At 40.5% G+C, this 20553-nt stretch carries 8 protein-coding genes; 1 reads left to right on the top strand and 7 read right to left on the bottom strand.

Features of this window, described 5'->3' with window-relative positions:
• Window positions 1-80: 80 nt before the first annotated feature.
• Entirely contained in the window at window positions 81-2147 is a 2067-nt protein-coding gene (locus QZL88_RS16010) for a RagB/SusD family nutrient uptake outer membrane protein (protein ID WP_296942750.1), read from the bottom strand.
• Window positions 2148-2165: 18 nt separating this feature from the next.
• Window positions 2166-5246: a TonB-dependent receptor gene (locus QZL88_RS16005; protein WP_296945104.1), complete on the bottom strand. Its 3081-nt coding sequence runs from the start codon at window positions 5244-5246 to the stop codon at window positions 2166-2168.
• Between the two features lie 410 nt (window positions 5247-5656).
• Between QZL88_RS16005 and QZL88_RS16000 the strand changes: the two genes are divergently transcribed.
• Window positions 5657-9982 carry a two-component regulator propeller domain-containing protein gene (locus QZL88_RS16000; RefSeq protein ID WP_296942748.1) on the top strand — a complete coding sequence of 1442 codons (4326 nt, stop codon included), beginning with the start codon at window positions 5657-5659 and terminating at the stop codon, window positions 9980-9982.
• Between the two features lie 300 nt (window positions 9983-10282).
• Here the strand turns inward: QZL88_RS16000 and QZL88_RS15995 are convergent, their stop codons facing one another.
• The 5 genes from QZL88_RS15995 to QZL88_RS15975 all read right to left on the bottom strand — a co-directional run bounded on the left by QZL88_RS15995 (window position 10283) and on the right by QZL88_RS15975 (window position 20378).
• Window positions 10283-11233, bottom strand: coding sequence for a glycoside hydrolase family 43 protein (locus tag QZL88_RS15995; RefSeq protein WP_296942746.1), 951 nt, complete (start codon window positions 11231-11233; stop codon window positions 10283-10285).
• A gap of 628 nt (window positions 11234-11861) precedes the next feature.
• Entirely contained in the window at window positions 11862-12614 is a 753-nt protein-coding gene (locus QZL88_RS15990; RefSeq protein ID WP_296942744.1) for a rhamnogalacturonan acetylesterase, read from the bottom strand.
• 33 nt (window positions 12615-12647) lie between these two features.
• Window positions 12648-14720 carry a beta-galactosidase gene (locus QZL88_RS15985; protein ID WP_296942743.1) on the bottom strand — a complete coding sequence of 691 codons (2073 nt, stop codon included), beginning with the start codon at window positions 14718-14720 and terminating at the stop codon, window positions 12648-12650.
• The gene (locus tag QZL88_RS15980) at window positions 14717-17503 is read right to left on the bottom strand and encodes a glycosyl hydrolase (protein WP_296942742.1); all 2787 of its coding nucleotides are present in this window, start codon (window positions 17501-17503) and stop codon (window positions 14717-14719) included. Before QZL88_RS15980 ends, QZL88_RS15985 begins: the two co-directional genes overlap by 4 nt.
• Before the next feature lie 4 nt (window positions 17504-17507).
• The gene (locus QZL88_RS15975) at window positions 17508-20378 is read right to left on the bottom strand and encodes a sugar-binding domain-containing protein (RefSeq protein WP_296942741.1); all 2871 of its coding nucleotides are present in this window, start codon (window positions 20376-20378) and stop codon (window positions 17508-17510) included.
• Window positions 20379-20553 lie beyond the last annotated feature (175 nt).

Below are 20553 nucleotides of genomic sequence, written 5' to 3'. Positions count from 1 at the left end.
ATTTACAGGATGGCTAAATAAGTCCGGCTAATAAAGCGATTAACCGGACCTGACTTTTCATTATTGAATCTATGCTATAATTAATAGCCCGGATTTTGTATTTGTTGCTTCTCCTCTGAAGTTAAAGCTGCTCCGCTCTCATTTGTTATACCGTCCAGAAAAGATTGAGGTATCGGGCGGTAATAGTGTGTTGTAGCTTTAAAGGCTGTATTACCCCTGACATATCCGTCATTAAATGCTTTCCAGCGGGCTTCTAAAGTCTTGGTACGTGCCAGATCCTCCCATCTGTACGTTTCGCCACAAAGTTCACGAGTACGCTCATTTAATAAGAAGCACATCATCTTATCTGCATTGGAAGTACAACCCAATTTTTCATAAATAGGAGTGTCTATTGTCGAATTATATATATCGCTGACAGAGTTTATAAGCAAGGTTGATTTTGTTTCGGCTGTAGTTGACGCAATATTGTTAGATTCGTAATACGTATTTTTATCCCAATAAATTGCGCCATCGGCAGAATAACCTCCACCTTTACCGTTACAATAAGAGTTATTCTTATAAGATTGACCACCATCAACATGTTTTGTACGGTCTTCGCCACTCTTATATGCTGCACGGTCACGTAGTTTATTTATCCAGGTTATTGCATTCGAATAATTTGATTCACCCTTACGGATATATGCTTCTGCAATCATCAGTACATCTTCTGCCGAACGAGCCATAATGGCATCGCGTGTTCCAAATTGTGATGCAATGCTGATGCGGTACCCGTCACGATATTTAGATAGGGCCACCGATCGTTTTTGCACTCCATAATAACCATTATTACCATGAATTCCAACCCATTGCTGAGGTTCCCCTTTAAAGTAACGAACAAAAGTATGTGTATTTTCCATTACTCCATTTTTCAGTACCCCTGTTGCATCATTAGCTACAGCTTGGTAACGGGTATCGCCGGCATTATTTACAATATATTTAATTGCTAATTCACCTCCTACAAAACGTTTAGCACCGGCTACTGTACCAGCAGGGCCCAGTTTAGCATTTTCTTCAGTCCATGTTGGCGCTGCTGCTGTAGTGTTACAGCCATAATTAGTAATAAAAGATTTCCAGAAACGGGAATCGTTTACTCGGTCAAATACATCCAATGCATAGTTTGTTGCCCGCGCATACGAGAATTCACGTCCTCCGGAAATATCACGTGCAGTACCTGCAATATCCTGATACACGGATGGATAATACAGATGCATCTGATTTCCATAACGTCCCCATGTAGCCTGATCATCAGAAAACTGTGCAGCCAAAACTACCTCTGTAGCTTTTTCGTTTGCACTGTTTGCTTTCTGGTAATCCCACAATTCAACAAAATCATTACACAAAGGATGAGCAGCAACTACTTCTCCGCCATATTTTATTACAGCGTCGAGATCCGCAGAGACCAGAGAAGAGTTCCATGAAGAATACAATTCACTGGCACGTGTCAGATGAGCTTTTGCCAGATAGTGCGCAGCAGCCCATTTTGTAATGCGTCCTGTTTCTGACGGGGTTGTAGGTAATATATCGTACGCAGCTTTAAGATCGGAAATAACCTGAGCAAAACAATCTGCTTCAGATGCACGAGTAAAGTAAGTCTCAACAGATGTAGACGGGGCCAACTTCAATGGCACGCCTCCAAACTGAACTACTAATTGTAAATAGAAATAACCCCGCATAAAATATCCTTCGCCCAGACGGGTATTGTAAGTTGCGCTGCTCTGATTGTAATAAAGCGGCATATTCTGAATAATTGTATTAGCAGATTCTATGCCACCATACATATTATCCCATAATGGGGAAAGAGATTCACCTTCCGAGGAACTCAGGTCTAAACTATAACAATTGTAACTAGGAATAGAGTTATTCGCATCTGTAAATTCGTCCACTCCTAAATTGAACATGTTAATTCCCCAAACATAATTGAATTTGAATTTCAATTTGGAATAAGCCCCGGTAACCAATGCGTCGAGTCCTTCCTGTGTTTTGAAATAATCGGTACTATACTGCGTCGTTAATTCTTCATCCAAAAAACTTTCACTACATGAAGGCAGGCTTGACAGGCCTAATGTACCTACTATAGCTGAAGCCATTAATATCTTATTTATTTTCATTTTATTCTTCTTTTTTTATTAAAAACCAATATTAACACCGAATACAAGCCCTTTTATCGTCGTTGCCGAACCTGTAGAAGTCGTATTATTGTCATAACTGGAAAGATCTGTGTCCAGATAATCGCATTTAGAATATATCGTAAATGGATTCATAAGTTGTCCATAAACTTTCAGATTATTTATTCCCAGCTTCTTCAGATGTTTTGGAGCAAAGTTGTATCCGAAACTTATATTTCTCATTTTTATAAATGAACCATCTTCATAATTCATTGACGAATTATAAGCATCAGCGGCTTCACCATTTGATCCCGGAGAATAATACCTTGCATTCTCATTTGTATCTTTCACCCAATAATCTATTTTACGCATCTGGTAACGTCCATCAAGAGTTACGGCTCCGCTTCTGAATGTAAAACCCCAACGTGAATAAACGAAGAAAGACAATTCGAAGTTTTTATAATTAAATGTATTCATTATACCTCCCGACCATTCCGGACGTGTAGTACCTACAATCTGCCTATCGTTATTAGCATCGATAGCACCATCGTCATTCAGATCCTTCACCTTTATTTGTCCCGGCTTACGGCCATATTTAGCAGCTTCTTCGGCTTCCGATGTTTTCCATATACCATCGTATACGTAGTCATAATAGACTCCGATTTCTTCTCCTACAAACCATGCATTGCTCAAATCCTGAATTCTACCGTTTGCAAGCGCTTTAATCTTACTTTTATCTTTCGACCATGTAATATTAGTCGCCCATGTAAAATCTTTAGTCTGAACATTTATAGTATTCAATTGAAGATCAATACCCCATCCTTCAGTTTCTCCGACATTTGCATAAGTTGATGTATAACCGGTAAGAGAAGGGATAGACATCGCCATCAACAAGTCTTTGGTTTTAGTAGAGTAAATATCAATACTACCATTAATCCTGCTATTCAGAAAACTATAATCCAGCCCCCAGTTGTACTGAGTAGTTCTTTCCCAGCCCAGTTCTGAATTGGCCATTTTTGATGGATCTTTGAGAGATGGGTCTGACGCCACATAGCCCGGAGAAGAAGTAGTAGTACCCCAATTATAATACAACTGATTTATAGCTCCTTTGGTAGCATAAGCCCCAATTGCTGAGTTACCGGTAGTTCCTACACCAAAACGAAGTTTCAATGCATTGATAAAATCCAGATTCTGCATAAACTTCTCTTGTTCCATACGCCAGCCTAACGCCATAGAAGGGAAAGAGGCCCATTTATGTCCTTCTGCTAATTGAGATGCACCGTCCCAACGGATAGAAGCTGTCAGCAAATATTTATCTTTAAGACTATAATTTCCACGCACCATATAAGAAGTCATCTGAGTCTCTGTCAGACCTGTTCCAAAAGAGCTTAGCGCCCCACCAGAATAAAGATTATACCACAATTCGGAAGATGATGCTACATCTGTAGCTTTCATCGTACCATATTCGTAATGATAGGCAGATGCCGATTGCATCAAAGTAAGTCCCAGTTTATGATCTATACCGATATTGCGATCATAATAAACGAGATTATCAAGTGTCCATGCACGTGTCTGATAGTTATTGTATGAGGCTGTATTGTTTCCATCACCATTTATACCTTCTGCATCATAAAAAGAACCCGTACGGTAGTACTTAAATTCAGGTCCAAATTGAACACGATATTTTAAGCCTTTCAATGGATCAAACATTTCACCAAAGTCAAGTTGTCCGTAAAAACTTCCGTTTGCAATAAAGGTCTGTCTATTATTTACCGTATATTTTAGCTCATTTATCGGATTAATAATATTCACATCACCTGCAGCAGGATTTCGTATATAGCTGCCATTCTCGTCGTAAGGCGTTGTCCATGCTAACATACCGCGTAATGCCGAATAAAAATCTCCGGCTCCTGTTACTGATTTTGCGAAATTATAGCCATAATCCTGATCTCCCCATGAAGCATTAATTGATGTCCCCATCTTAAACCATTTTGTGGGTGAAGCATCAAAATTTACTTTTGCTGTGAAGCGTTCATATTTTTGCCCCGGCTGAGTCCCTTCCTGGCTCAAATAACCAAACGATCCATAACCCTGCGACTTCTCACCACCACCGGATATACTGATTGTATGTTCTGTAGAGACAGCATTTTGTTTGCCATGGCTAGCCCAGTCGTAACTACCAACTTTACTTCCATCCCAAACGGTATTATTGTTTGTCCAACCGGCAGCAATATTAGCCCATGAAGCAGCAACCGAACCCCATGTTGCATAATCGGCTTCATAAGATGGTGTAGCCGATTTATATGTACCCATATTGTATTTTGCCAGACGGGCATAATCGAGCCATTCAGATGCGCTCATATTTTCTGTTACATCATACATTTTCTCAAATGTTACAGAACCCGAATAGTTTACAGACAGGGAACCGCTCTTTCCTCGTTTAGTAGAAACCAATATCACCCCGTTTGCTCCACGAGAACCATAAATTGCTGTAGCTGAAGCATCTTTCAATATATCAATAGCCTCAATATCACTTGGGTTTATATTATCTATTCCTCCAGATTGAATGACCATACCATCTACTACATATAAAGGGCCTTGGTCTGCATTCAACGAACGAACACCCCGCACCCTTATACTTCCTGTTTGTCCGGGACGCTGATTTGATGTAATATCCACACCGGCTGTCTTTCCCTGCATAGCCTGTAGTGCATCTTTGACAGGCATCGCTTTCATCTCTTTTTCTCCTACACGAGCCATTGCTCCGGTCACATCACTTTTTTTCATTGTGCCATATCCGACTACAACTACTTCATCCAGCATTTGTGTATCTTCCTGAAGTACAATTTTAATGTGAGTTTGTGATCCTACCGTAATATTCTGCTCAATATAGCCGATGAGCTTTATATTGAGTACGTCCTGAGCACCTGCCACAACAGTAAAATTTCCATCATGATCAGTTACAGTTCCTTTTGTTGATCCTTTTACTGTTACTACAGCACCGATTACACCGTCTCCCAGATCATCGACAACCGTACCGGTCACTGTCTTCGTCTGTGCAAAAACTAATGTTGACATAAAAACGAGAATCAATGTCAACATACCTCTGGCTCTTAAAAGCCGTTTTCCATGGTAATTCCTCATAAATATTAATTTAAAATGGTAATTGAGTTTCGTGTGTTTAATTCTTTTACTTTAATTTCCAGAACTAATGTTTTTCATATTCGATTTATCAACGACAAAACTAAGATTAACATATTTTTAGGAAAATGTATTTTTGTTCATAGTTATGGAAATTCATTTTTGTCACGATAAAACAAGAAAGAACACGATAAAAACGAACTTCACAAACTGGCTACAGGAAACGATTTAACGGAAGAAATCCTCATTACGCAGAACGAGCAGATGCAACGACTGTAAAATCGTTCAATCTTATAGATTATTAGTCACCCGATTTCGAATAAACATTAGTTTTCGTACATTTGAAAAGAGTTTCAAATATTGTTAGCCATATGAATCTATTGAAATCTATAACCTTTATTATTCTCTTCGTCATTTTACCTGTAAAATTGTACTCGGTAAAAGACAACAACTTACAGTTTACACAAATCAGCACAAAAGACGGACTGTCCCAAAATACTGTTCGTGCAATTCTTGAAGATAAAAAAGGTTTCATCTGGGCAGGAACTTTAGACGGTCTGAATAGATATGATGGCTATAACCTTATCGCTTACAAACCTCAGCTAGATAATCCGAATTCGCTGATAGATCATCGTATAAAAGATGTTTTCCAGGACAAAGACGGATATCTATGGATCAAAACATATAAGAACGAGTTTAGCTGTTACAATCCTGTCTCCGACTCCTTCATAAACTATTATTCACCACAGGATCACTCTCATGAAAGCAACGCATATTATATAAACTATTATGAAGCTACGGATGGCACTATCTGGCTATGGGGAAATACCAACGGTTGCCTGCGAATACGCAAAACAGGAAATAGATTCTCAACAAAACCATTTCTTACCGGGAAAAGTGCAGAAAACAAGAAAGATTGCAAGTTTCTCTTCGAAGACTCCAAAGCTAACATATGGGTTGGCGGCGAATCCGGCCTTTTCATGATATCGGGAGATAAGACAGACACTCTCTTTCACAATAAACATTCTTTTACTAAAGCAATAGAACTTAATAATAGAATATACTTCATAACTGAAAAGTCGGGTATCATCGAATACGATATTAAACGAAAGTCTTTTGAAGAAACAGCCAATACTTCACTTAATGACGTTTATTCCGATGTGACCAGACTCTCAGATAATGAACTATTAATATCAACAAAATCCTCAGGGCTTATTTCATATAACATAAGTACCAACCTATTTGACAAGCCTGGTTGGGCAAAAGACCCGCAACTCGCAGGTAATATCGAGTTTATAATCGATAAGAGTCAGGGTATCTGGATGTATAATCATTCAGGTATAGTCTGGCATTATAATCAAAACAGCCGAAAGGTAAAAAAGATGGAACTAATACCACCGGCCATTGCTCAAATCATCGATTTGGAGAGATACAATGTATTTATAGATTCTAAAGGTTTCATCTGGATTACAACATACGGGAACGGACTATTTTATTACAATCCTGAAACTGAGTCTCTACAGAACTATAAGTATAGTGCCGACAAGAACAGTCCGGCATCCGATTATCTCCTGTCTATCACGGAAGACAGGTATGGTAATATCTGGATTGGAAGCGAATATGCCGGTATCATCAAAGTTACTAAACCCAATTACGACATACAGGTTGTCCGCCCTGAGATAGAGACTTCGATTGGGAAGAATAACAATGTGCGCACAATATACGCAGACGCATTCGACAAAACATGGGTAGGAACAAAGAATGGCAGCTTATATGTATATGAAGACATCCTGGAAGCCGGAAAATGCATATATAAAGACATGAATCCTTATACTTTGACCGAAGACTCCAAAAAAAGAATGTGGGTAGGGACTAAAGGGAAGGGCTTATATATTATAGATCTGGCCACATACAAAGAAACCGCTCACTATACGAATATAGAAACAGATGCCAATTCGCTAAGCTACAATACCATTTTCAATATATGCAAAGACAATAAAAACCGTATGTGGATAGGTACTTTCGGAGGAGGGATAAACCTTGCCGAAGATACACCCGGCGGTATTAAGTTCAAACGCTTCTTCTTCGACGACGGCAATCGTAGTTATATCAGGTATATATATCTGGATAGTAAGTACCGTATATGGGCGGGAAGTAGTGATGGCATCATTTTATTCAATCCGGAAGAATTGATAAAGAATCCCAAAGCCTATAAAACGTACCGTATGAATCTGAATAAGAAAAACGGTATTAACTGCAATGATATAAAGACGATATTTGAAGACGGGGAGGGCATCATCTGGATAGGTACTGCCGGAGGCGGACTAAATAAGTTTGTTCCGGCTACCGCAGAATATGATGAACATTTTATAGCCTATACTACTGCAAACGGTTTGTCCGGAGATTTTGTATCAGGTATACAAGAAGACAAAGAGCATAATCTGTGGATCAGCACAGAAAGTGGGATAACCAAGTTTAATAAGCATACAAACACATTCATAATCTATCAGTTTTCTGAGAAAACATACGGCAATCATTTCAATGAGAATGCAAATATCCACTATAAAAACGGTAATATGCTGTGGGGTAGCCTCGATGGACTAATCGTTTTCAATCCCGAATCGTTCGTGCCCGACCAAAATACCCCGCCTGTTACGTTGACGGACTTTTTCATTTATGATGTCAAAGTTGAGGCCGGAAAGAAAGGCTCCCCCCTGAAACAATCGATAAGCTATTCCGACAAAATAAGCCTAAACTATAAGCAGAATACATTTACCATCGAATTTGCCTCCTTAGTATTAAAAGACCCGGCAAAAAACAGGTACGTCTATATGCTGGAAAACTATGACAAGCAATGGAGTGCAATAAGCCATTATAATACAGCCACCTACAAGAACCTTTCACCGGGGAAATATAAATTCAAAGTAAGAGGGACGAACAGTGACGGAATCTGGAATGAGGAGGTTACACAGATTGAAATCATTATTGCACCCCCTTTCTGGAAATCGTGGTACGCCTATATTATTTATGGTCTATTAGTAATACTCCTCTTATACATCGCATTCAGGCTTATCTATAAGTTTAATATGCTGAATAATAACGTAAAGTTAGAAAAAGAGCTGACAAACCATAAGCTCCGTTTCTTTACCAATATATCCCACGAGTTCAGAACCCCGTTGACACTGATCAGAGGGGCTGTGGAGAACCTGAATGAACAAACAGGAGTGTCTCCGCATGCAATAAAACAGATAAATATTCTGGGGAGAAACTCCGTCATACTCACCCGGCTTATCGACCAGTTGTTAGAGTTCCGGAAACTACAGAACAATGTATTGACACTCGATTTGGAAGATACCGATATCATAGACTTCTCCAAAGACATATATTCCAGTTTTCAGGAAGCTGCCAATCAGAAGAAAATAGAGTACTCATTCATCAGTGATACTAACTCATACCAGATGTTTATCGACCGCCGCAAGGTAGATAAGATCTTGTATAACCTACTATCCAACGCATTCAAGTTTACTCCTAACGGGGGACAAATAGACCTTCTAATTTCTATCGACCAGCAAAAACAAGTATGCCTTTTCAAGGTGAAAGATAACGGTATAGGTGTCGACAAAGACAAACAGCATATGCTCTTCAGCCGTTTTATGCAAATCAACTTTTCATCGTCCGGAACAGGTGTAGGCCTGTCTCTGGTAAAAGAGTTTGTCGATGTGCATAAGGGCAAAATCTGGTACGAAAATAATGAAGAACAAGGCTCTATATTCAATGTCGAGATATCGGCAAACAAGGATACTTACAAAGGCGAGAATTTCATCACTCAAGCTCATTCCGGCATTCTCCCTGTAGACAACAACAAGATACTATACCCATCCGACAGTACCGAAAACATTCAATTACCGGATATAGACGATTCCACACTCTCCAATTATAAGATGCTGATAATTGACGACAACGATGATATCCGCAATTTCCTGATCGATGAATTCAGCAAATACTTTATGGTTGAAGTTGCCGAAGACGGACAAAAAGGTTTACAGAAAGCTATAGAAATAAACCCTGACCTTATTATCTGCGATGTGATGATGCCTGCCATGGATGGATTTGAAGTGACACGAAGACTGAAAGAGGATTTCCAGACCTGCCATATTCCTATCATACTGTTAACGGCGCATTCGTCGATAGAACATCAACTGGAAGGGATTCAAAGCGGGGCGGATGCATATATAATGAAGCCATTCAGCCTTAAATACCTTGTAACCAGAGTGTTTAAACTCATAGAACAACGGGAACAACTGAAAAAACGTTTCTCGAATGAGTATGTACTCGATGGTAACCTGATTACATCTACAGACAAGGATAAAGAATTCTTCAACCTGATAGATAAAATACTGGAAGAACATCTTGCCGACACAGAGTTTTCTGTAGATAAGTTCGCCGAATTAGCGAAACAAAGACGTACTATCTTTTATAAAAAGGTGAAAGGCATAACCGGACTTTCGCCCAACGAACTCATAAAGATAAAGAGGTTGAAACGCGCTGCCGAGCTGCTGCTACAGGGAGACCTTACTGTATCCGAAATATCTTATAAGGTAGGCTTTGACGACCCGTTCTATTTCAGCAAATGTTTCAAAGCCCAATATAAATGTTCACCATCGAAATATGGTCAGCCCATAAATTCAAAAGAGTAAACTTATAAATCCTAAAAGTTGACAAACTTGACACTTTTCACACTATTTTATCGTTGTCTCTTTCTGTATAAAAAGTAACACTTTTATGTGCTTTTGTAGGGGCGAATAAATATTCGTCTGCAATGTATCGGGCGTAAGATTTTACGCCCCTACAGTTCACAAAAGGTAACAAAGGTTACACCTTTTCACTCATTTGCTAATATACTAATTTACCAATCTGCTAATTAATTTTTTCAAAGAACTATCAGCTAACAGCAAAAGGCTATCGGCTAATAACATAGATAAAGTTATATAATATAATTACTCTAATAAACCATTCAGTATATCTTCAGAAACAGTAAAAGCCGTACCATGTCGCACTCCTGCAGGAAAAACAATCGAATCGGAAACATCCTCCCATACTTTCATATCTTTCGACCTTACCGCCCCATATTTATGATCCCTGTATTTATCAAAATACACATAAATATATTCGCCAACTTGTAGCGGCGCAGGACCTTCCGCCCAATAGTCTCCCGTAATAGGCTTTGACACCATAACAGGAAAACCGTAAGGTTTATCATTGGATACTATACGGATATTCTTCTCCGCCGGACTTGAATTCTCATTCTTTACAAAGAGATAATAAAGCCCGTCCTTATCCAGTATCGCACCATCGATAACACTGAATCCCGGTTCAAAGAACAGCTTGGTATCGCTGAACGTTTTGAAATCCTTAGTCGTTACATAATATTGCCTGTGGTTCAACCCCTTCTCGCTTTCAGAAGTAGGTAGATCCGGAAATGCACCGGGTATAGTCGAAGCCCAGAAAATATAAAAAGTCTCGTCCTCCTTATCATAAAATAGTTCCGGTGCCCATGTATTCCTCGTTCCTTCAAACTTTTCCATAACCGGAATATTCATTTGTTGCGACCACGTTTTCAGGTCTTTGGACGATGCATAACCAATGCCCTGATCCCACCAGCCCGAAGTCCACACCATATGGAAGGTTCCTTCTTCATCCTGAACAATACTGGGGTCACGCATCAGTTTATCTTTTCCTATCTCAGGTTCCAGATAAATGGAATCGTTATTCAGAGCTTTCCATTTCAACCCGTCTCTACTATATGCCAAATGTAAGCCATCTCCATTTCCCTTGAAATACGAGAATAAATATACAGGTTTTGCTACTTCTACTTCTGCAGTTTGTTGCTTTCCTCCACAGGAGAAAAGGAGTACTGATAATAGAATAAGGTTAATTAGTTTCTTCATTTTGTCTTTGTTCTTTTTTTATTATTTAATGAAATTATTGTTGTATGAAATTGTTGTATGAAATTGTTCTATTAATTTATATAGTGTTTTACTAACGCGCCATTAAGCTTGTTTTTCATTTTGCCTTGATGCAAAACGAAACAAAAAATCAAGGCTTCCTCCCTCGGCGACCCAAAACCGTAGCTGCGGTGGAGCAAAATAATACGGAATCATTCATAGCTTAACTTTCAATTAAGTATAGCAGCCACCATATTTTGCTCTACACCTTCGCTTTACGGATTGGGTACCCCGCCTACGGAACGAGGCCGGAATCGCGATGCGACAACAAGAAAACCTTTTTAGGTTTTAGTTCCACGTGCGTCAGCGGACGCGCATTAGTTCCGCAGGCGGGGTACCCACACGGTGCAGACGGCGTAGAAAGGGACGGGGCTATAGCCCGTTTGTCCCTTTCAGCCGGCAAATCGGTTGTGGGTCGCCGAGGGACTTAGCGCTAGCTTTTTGCTTCCTTTTGGGCAATGCCAAAAGGAAGGACAAGCCCGGGAGGGCGCGGCAGTAATGAATTAAAATTTTCGAAAATAAACTAAGATAGTAATTATGCTTAAAACAATAGAACTTTAAATATATCATTTTATTCATTATTCAATCTCACATATTCACTCAATCCCTGCAGATTCAATTCCGTTATACCCTCTGCCACAAAACAGGCAACCTGCTTCGCCCCTTTTTCCATCATATGCGTATCATCCTTCAACCCTTCAGGCTTCGCATGATCTACTCCGGCTTCTACCCAACGATAATAAGATTTAGATTCCTCATCTCCCAGCATCGTAACAAAATCACGTGTCTTGAGATTTATATCTATCATCGGCACATCATATTCTTTAGCTATACGACGTGTAATCACAGGATATCCTTTCAATCGGTCATCAATCAGCGAGCCGTCTTTAAAAGTACGCATTACAACCGATGTCAGCAATACAGGATTTCCACCCTTAGCTTTTACATCCTCAATCATCCTAACGAGATTCTTCCGATAGTCATCATACGATGCATGCCGATCCGGACGGGTAGAAGCATCATTATGTCCAAACTGGATAAAAACATAATCCCCGGCTTTTACCTCAGCCAATAACCTGTCCCAGCGGCCTTCACTTATAAATGTCTTGGTGCTGCGGCCTCCCATAGCATGATTTACAACCCTTACATTTTCTGAGAAAAACAAAGGCAACATCTGTCCCCATCCTTTTATCAGGCCATCTTTCTCTTCATTATAGGTCTGCGCAGTAGAATCTCCCGCTATAAATATAGTTATTGGTCTGTCCGCTGATTTAAAACCTAAAACTGAAACTATAATAAAGAAGACTAATAGATATTTTTTCATATTTCCATTTTATATTCAGAGTAAATTATTGCATTATTCCTTCCAGACAGAGACTCCTGCCGTAGGAATATCCTTACCGCCAATCACATATTTTGTGTTTGCAGGCAAAGGCAGCGAATATGTCTTGTCCGCGTAATTCACTGCGATTCCAAAGCCGTCACGATATTCGATATGCAATCCCTCTGGCAAATCCGCTAATGGGATATTTAGAATGCCATACAGTTTTTTCAAAACATCCTTTTCCATCTCCCCTTTTTGAGAATCCACACCTACATAAGTAACCGTGCCTTTGCCCAAACGATGAAAAATTATTGCAGGACTTCCTTCATAAAAATCGCCCTCATATGTAGCCCATGTTTCAGTATTTGCTTCGGGTATTAATATTTCGCCCCAACTGGTCCAGTCATATTTCTGACCATTAAATGCTATCTGATCGGGAGTGCGGGGTTGCAACAGATCATAAAAATCTATCTTCGCTCCTATCAAAGAATAGATAGGTTCACCAAAAGGAGCTTCAAACAATTGTCCGTTGCGTGTTTTGTGGCCTGTGCGGCTCGTTAATACCAGATTTCCACCTTGCTCCACATAGTTCCGCCAGCGTTGCACCAGTTCCCTATCCAGCATCTCGTATGCCGGAGCAATCATCACATTATATTTCGAAAAGTCGTTTCGTTCATCTATAAAATCGACAGGTGCGCCGAAGTTCTTCAATGCATTGTAATACTTGTCTATATGCTTTTCTGTATTCCATTCCGTTGTCTGCCTATTACGCTGCATCTCCCACGCATTTTCATGGTTGTAAAGAATAGCGGTACGACGTTTCTCATAATTATCCGGATTTTTCGTATCCCCTTTATATTCTTTGCGCAACTGTGCAATCTCTTTGATAAATTGGGAATATTCCAGTCCACTTTTTGTAGGTGTTACTCCATCCGGGCCAACAATGCCATAGTGGTAAAGTTCCGTTCCATATATCGGCTGACGGTAACGGTAAGTACATGTAAACTTGCTTCCTCCTGCGAATACATGCCACAACCACAACCTGACTGCACCGGGTAGCGGTTGCGAATTTATTTTGCCCCAGTTCACCTGTCCGGGTTGCAACTCCATCACTCCATACACCCCGTCTATGGTGCGGAAAAAGTCATTCGCCTTCGCTATTCTTTCCACCGGCCCTAAGCGATAACCTTTGCGCCCGATACCATAATCTTCACCGAATACCATATAGCGGGTATAGGAGTGGAAATCCAGCTCATTGCTTTTTCTTAAATGCCCGTCACTATATTCGGGGATGTAGTTAGTAGTAATCCATTGTTGCGGACTCGCATATTTGCGTATAAGTACCGTCTGCTCATCTAAGAAACTTGCCATCTCGTCAGTTGTAAAACGATGATAGTCGAGTATCTGATGGGTATTCATAAACATCTGGGATAGACGGGGAATATTTATCTCCGAAAAATCGGAATATATCTGACTCCAGAATGCTGTTCCCCAAGCCTTATTAACGGCGTCTATTGTCTGATATTTAGCTTTCACATAATCACAGAACCGTTGCTGCGCATCTTTTCCGTAATCCTGTGCCGGACGTGGTTCGTTGTCGAGTTGCCAACCCATTATACGTTTGTCATTCCCGTAATGCTGTGCCAGTTTCTCTATCATCTTCATCGAATATTCCCGATAGAAGTTATTGGATACCGAGGGGTGCTGACGTGCACCGTGATCCATTTTCGTACCGTCTTCATGTTCTATCAGCACATCGGGATGCTGGCGTACAAGCCATACGGGAGGGGTAGCGGTAGACGTACACATAATCACTTTCAAGCCGTTTTTGTCGGCAATATCTACTGCTCTGTCGAGCCATGCAAAATCATATACACCTTCCTTCGGCTCAAGCTGCGCCCATGCAAATTCGGCATAATGCACAAAGTCGAAGCCGAGTTTTTTTATTTGTTTCAGGTCGCGCTCCCATTGCGATTCGTCCCAATGTTCGGGATAATAGTAAGTTCCTACTATGGTAAGGTCTTTCGGATTAAACCTGTCAGGATTTTGGGCGGTAAGCCCAAATCCAAAGGCTAAAAGGACGGTCAATAAAAATGTTTTTTTCATGGTTGTATTTTTCTTAATTCTTTTATTATTACAGGGCCTAATAAGCCTGACGGAACTGGGTTCCACGTATCGAAACGCACATCTTTATACGTGATGCTCACAAAGTTGATCTCGTGAAATATACGCCATTCAACGCCGCGCTTATCATAGTCGGCAATGCGGTTGGCAGGCAAATTAGTAACTTCGATCTCCAATGTATTCTCTCCGTTGATAAGCAATTGCCCGATATTTGTCTCGAATGGCACAGCGAACAGTGTGCCTGCATCTTTCCCGTTCACACGTACTCTTGCACTTTCGCGGACATCGCCTAAACACAAACGATACTCTTCATCTGCAAGTTTCTTAAAATCGAATTTTATCGTGTAGCGGGCAGTCCCCATATTCCTTTTAAGCTCGTCATTATTGAGTTCTGTCCATGAGTCTAGGGTCTGTAATTTAAAAGTTTCATCAATGGCCGGCTCACTTTCTATAAAGTCCATCTCCCATCCGTCTTTCAGTTCCATTTGATTTCCTGTCGGTTGATAATAATCCCAGTTATCCGTTGTTATTTTGGTATTGGTAAATGTTTTCAGGATAATGGATTCACCCGGTTGCAATTGCATATAAACTTCTGTTTTTCCATCCCGCATTCTTATAGCCGCTTTGCCCTTTTGTCTCGTCATCGGATCAAAGAACATAGCACTTTCGGCATCTACACCTAAAGTTACCCAGCCATCTACAGGTTTATTTTTCAGCATAGTAAAGAAATAGTGATATCCGGTAGCGTTCTTGCGGCGAATAAGTTGCCCGCCAAGCTCAGATACAAACATTTCTTTGTTAACATGGCATTCAGTCAATATTTCCCCATAGTCATTTCCTGTAAAAATTTTCCCTTTCCCTAATGTATTCACCGAAACTTTATCGAATGAATTTGTAGCCGGAAATAATTTCATTACCGAAGTAAACTTCGCTCTTCTCTCTTCCAGATTGGATAATCCCGGAACATCGGAAGGATATTGTTCGGCGAAAATAACCGTAGCACCTTGTTCTGCCAGTTTCTGAATCCGGATCAGTGTTTCAAGCGGGATTAGTTTTGCCGCCGGAAGTATAAGAGCCTTGTAAGTGGCTCCGCCCTCAGTTTTCAACAAGCCGTTTTCTATGGTGGTTGTTTGTATAAAACGATCCGAAATATAGTCCAGATCATAGCCTTTAGCCATTATTTGTTCCACTGCCCCGCAAAATTCAGGAAGACGATCACGCATTCCATGTATGGCAAAGGTAGTAAAGTAATCTCCGCGTTGCTCTTCCCATATATCATACATTGGAAAATATAACAAGAAATCGTTGTCCGAAATTCCCTCCTGTAAAAACGATTGCACCCTAGTTATATAACTAAAAAATGCAGGAGCGTCGCGCCAGATGGAATTTGTCGGAGACATATCTACCGAAGCGTAAAATTTCCAGCCCGGCCATGCCGCATCTTTCGGCGAATAGGTAGAGCCATGAAAGTATACATGGTTTACACCTGATGTAAACATCTGGTCGATCTCCGGCTTACACTGCGATAAGGTTGTGCGAAAATGCTCTGTCAGCCAGGTAAATGTTTCGGAAGAAGTGTATTTCTTTCCTGTTATATGAGCAGCCGAAGACGCGTACTTCAGTGTGGTAGGATCTCCATCGTTCTGTTTACGTATGGAATCTTTTCGCAGATAAGGAATATCAAAATCGGTGATACCGAAAGATTCACATTCGGGAATATCCACCGCGGCATACAAATCCAGCAAGTTCGCAGGTGACCCGTGAGCCTGATTCTTAGTAGTCGTATTGCGTGAATGTGCCCAGGTAGTCCATGCCTGAGTAAAGTTTTCCCGCAACATGTCACCTACAGTTTCACGGTAATCGCAAATGACACGTGCAGAAATATCGGTCGCACCATCTGCCAATAATTCGGGGAAATAATCCTGTAGTTTATATCCTCGTCTGCGCTCGAACTGATCGAGTAAATCGGCAGTCCAATCCGCGCCATATACTTCATACGAATCGTTGAAGAAGCTATGCGGAAAAGAGACCTTATTATCAGTAAAAGCCTTACCAAACTTACCAAAATAGCGTTGTACCGCATCTGCATCGAAGTGGTTAAGAACATAACCCTGCCCGCCGGGTGCGGCACGTTTTACCTGTTGGAATGTTTTTCCTATAAACAAAGCAACCAGTTTGTAATCGTCTCCTGCAGGCGCTATCCACATCAGTTTTCCGTCAGTACCTACTTTATCAGTTATATCCAATTTATCTCCTTTCGAAGAATAAGCGATCAGTTTGCTCAGATAAGCAACTTCTTTTTGTTTCTCATCCTTTATCTGAACAGATTCTTTCAGTTCCTGTCCTCCTTTTAGCTCATATTGCTGAAAGATTGCTTTGGTTGCGGCATCCTCCATTGTAATTTCAGGCCCTCCGAATGGCCATCCCGTGCCCATATTCATATCTACCGCCATCCCCAAACGGCTGGCTTCCGATTCGGTAAAGGCTAACATTTGCATCCATTTTGGAGTCAGATAATCGATATAATGAGCTTCGCGCCCTTTAACTCCATAGATTGGGGTAATTTCCACACCCCCGATTCCAGCTCTGCTCATCTCCTCCAGATTGTAAGTCAGATTCGCAGAATCGACATCGCTCCCCATCCACCACCAGCGAGTCCACGGTTTTGCTTCTTTTGTTACTTCGGGCCAGTCGGTTATGACTTTATCCTGAGTACAGTTGATGAATGTTGTCAATAGTAAAACGGCCGCTAATATTTTCTTCATGTTATTATCTTATAATATTTTTCAACTCATCCGGGGCATCTGTTGTATGTGTATTAATACGTTCGCCTTCATTCCTCAACAAGTCTTCTATCACTGATAGTTGGACTGAATTTTCGGGTACGAAATGAATTGTATTCATATAGTTTATTATCGAATAATATAGCTGCCTTGCCACAATACGTTTATTTGGTTCGGTCATAATATCGGCACTGCATACCATTATTTTACCATTTCCCACATTGGCTTCAAACAATGTTCCTAATTTACGGTTGATAAACCATGTATCGATAGGCTGAATGATCGGCTGGAAACCGGCAGGGAAATTATTCATCTCCATCACCTGCCCTTTTTGCACCAGCTCCCACCATTGCACTCCTGTATAGAAGTCGGTAGGAAAATCTTTAAAAACAGGATGATAATTATTTATTAATGAACCCTCTGTATGCGGCGGGCGCATTTTGAACCATGAAGTATTCCAAAACGAAGGGGTCATATATTGTACGACATCTTTGCCCTGTTCTACCTCTCCGGCTAAAAGCAGAAGCACTTTACCGCCTTTGTCCAATACGTTTTTTGTTTGCTCGTCTATCCGGTTAGTTATGTATATATCCGAAGTATCCACTTCCGGTAACTGCGCCGGATATACCCAGAAATCCCAGTTGTTGGAAACATCCGTACTATCGAACGATATTTCAAGATTTAGCTTTTGTGCTTTATTTATCGATTGGAGCGCAAAAGATACCGTGCCCAACTGCTGACATTTGCCTATCTGAATGTCTTTAGGGGAAAGTTGTCCTTTTGTCAGTATTTTTCCGTAAGTATCTGTTATCCGCCATTTGGTTGCTTGCTGTCTCAATACATCCTCTCCAAAATGAGCGACCTCGATACGGGCTGTCATTGTCTCGTCATTTCTAAATGTAAATTTATCCATGCGAGATAATAAGACGGTAGGTGCACAAAACTTACGGAATTCGGCGGCATCTATATATCCTTTCTCCTCCCAGAAAGCATTTAATACGCCAACCAACGCAGTACCCTGCCCCGAATAATCATTCAGACTCAATAATTGGAATCCTGCATATTCGGGAGTACGCAATGTCTTTTCTATTTCGTGTTTATAACATAATGCCTGTAATTTACCCGAAGCCATCAGGAAATCATGGGCTAAATCCCCCATATGCCTGTCGGCCAAATCTTCACGGAATAATTCAAAATTACGGGCGCGCATCACCCCTGTATATTTTTTTATCTCCGAGAAATCGGGGAATACGCACCATTGTCCTGTTTCGTGCGATACATAGGGCTGTTTTACGGTGTCTATACGCGACAAGTAATCCGAATTCGATTCCGGTTGATTATCCCATGCAAGCCCTCTGGCTCCCGCTTTCACATGAAACTGATTGCGAGGTTGCCAAGCCCAGCTATTCCCCACCGAAGCACCTGTATAAACACGTCTCGTATCCGTTTCTTTCCAATAATCGACAAACTTACTTACCCATGGCACCCAACGTCCGCGAGGTTCATTGCCAATAGCGAACATGCAGAATGAGGGATAATTACCATATTGCTTCACTATACGCTCGGCCTCTTTCCACAAATAATCATCTACCGGACGACCGTCGCCTAAAGACGATCCATGATTAGGCCAACTGGGACCTTCGGGCTGCAAATAAAAGCCGGTTAAATCGGCAGCTTCCATTGCTGCTTCGGGGGGACAAAATGAATGAAAGCGCATATGATTAAGCCCGAAACTGCGGCAAATACGGAAAACTCTTTCCCAAGAATCCACATTCATAGGTGCATAGCCCGTAAGTGGGAATACACAATTTTCTACAGTCCCGCGAAGCATGGTTTTCTGACCATTTACATAGAAGTATTTCTCCTCTATCGTAAACTCACGCATACCAAAGCGAACTTCTTTTGTATCTGTTCCTTTCGAAGTTTTTAATGATACTGATAATTTATATAAATTAGGATGAAACTCGTTCCAAGTAAGCATTTCATTACCTATCAACAGTTCTAAATCTATCTTTGTAGTTTTACTTTTAGCTGTATAATTTTGCCGAACCGGCTCTACTGTATGTACTTTCTCTCCGTTGTAACTTTGCGCTTTAAGTGTTATCTGACCTGATGACTGACCTATAATGGTGAGTTTTACCAATGCCTTTTTATTCTTCAGATCAGGATATATTTGTACATCATCTATATAAGTGACAGGAGTGGATTGCAGTTCCAGTTTGCCTACTATTCCGTTCCAGTTTCCTTGTGTCTGGTCGGTTATACTATGTGAATCTTTGCCTACATCTATATCTTTTGTACGATTGTCGATGCATAAAGTAATCGTATTACTTCCTATCTTAAGAAAACTACTGATATCAAAAATATGAGGAACGGAAAGAGAATTATCCATACCTACTTCCTTTTCGTTGATCCAGAGGCGAGATTCAGTATGTGGACGCTCTAAAAACAAAGTAATCCGTTCTCCCTTCCAATCTGCCGGAATAATCACATCTTTCTGATACCATGCCGCCCCCACATAATATTTTACAGGAGTAAGCCAAAACGGAAGTTTAAGGTTATCCGGTTTACGGAATTTTTCTAATCTCGGATTGAAGAAAAACGAACTGTCGTATATACTGGCTGTCCATTCGGTAGTGAGGGTAACATCGTCCCCTTTGTAATTCTCGGTCATGGAACCGGGCAGATAGATATTATCGTTAAGCTTTTTACTAAACCACTTTTCTTTCTCACCTATATCAGACCGATCTATCTGAAACCGCCACTGCCCTTCTAGATTTATTGTTTTATTCTGAGCCTGAGTTATCGAGCCGATTAATAAAAATAATGCGCTGAGTAAAATGAAAATGTATTTCATGGTTATTCTTCCGGTTTTATATTTTAAGGTAAATTCATACTATTACATGATACAAAAATACCGCTTAAGGGCATAAACAGGTATGTAATTTCATTCAAATACCTATATATTTTGACAAAACCAGGATAAATAATCCATATGGAGAATATTTTTTAGAGATTAATTTCCTTAAAAA

The sequence above is a fragment of the uncultured Dysgonomonas sp. genome, assembly GCF_900079725.1.
Classification (GTDB): Bacteria; Bacteroidota; Bacteroidia; order Bacteroidales; family Dysgonomonadaceae; genus Dysgonomonas.
This window is presented reverse-complemented; position numbering and strand designations above follow the sequence as displayed.

Coding starts and splice junctions, on each gene's coding strand:
- QZL88_RS15985 (WP_296942743.1), bottom strand. CDS start 14,720: ATGAAAAAAACATTTTTATTGACCGTCCTTTTAGCCTTTGGATTTGGG.
- QZL88_RS16000 (WP_296942748.1), top strand. CDS start 5,657: ATGAATCTATTGAAATCTATAACCTTTATTATTCTCTTCGTCATTTTA.
- QZL88_RS15980 (WP_296942742.1), bottom strand. CDS start 17,503: ATGAAGAAAATATTAGCGGCCGTTTTACTATTGACAACATTCATCAAC.
- QZL88_RS15975 (WP_296942741.1), bottom strand. CDS start 20,378: ATGAAATACATTTTCATTTTACTCAGCGCATTATTTTTATTAATCGGC.
- QZL88_RS15990 (WP_296942744.1), bottom strand. CDS start 12,614: ATGAAAAAATATCTATTAGTCTTCTTTATTATAGTTTCAGTTTTAGGT.
- QZL88_RS15995 (WP_296942746.1), bottom strand. CDS start 11,233: ATGAAGAAACTAATTAACCTTATTCTATTATCAGTACTCCTTTTCTCC.
- QZL88_RS16010 (WP_296942750.1), bottom strand. CDS start 2,147: ATGAAAATAAATAAGATATTAATGGCTTCAGCTATAGTAGGTACATTA.
- QZL88_RS16005 (WP_296945104.1), bottom strand. CDS start 5,246: ATGTTGACATTGATTCTCGTTTTTATGTCAACATTAGTTTTTGCACAG.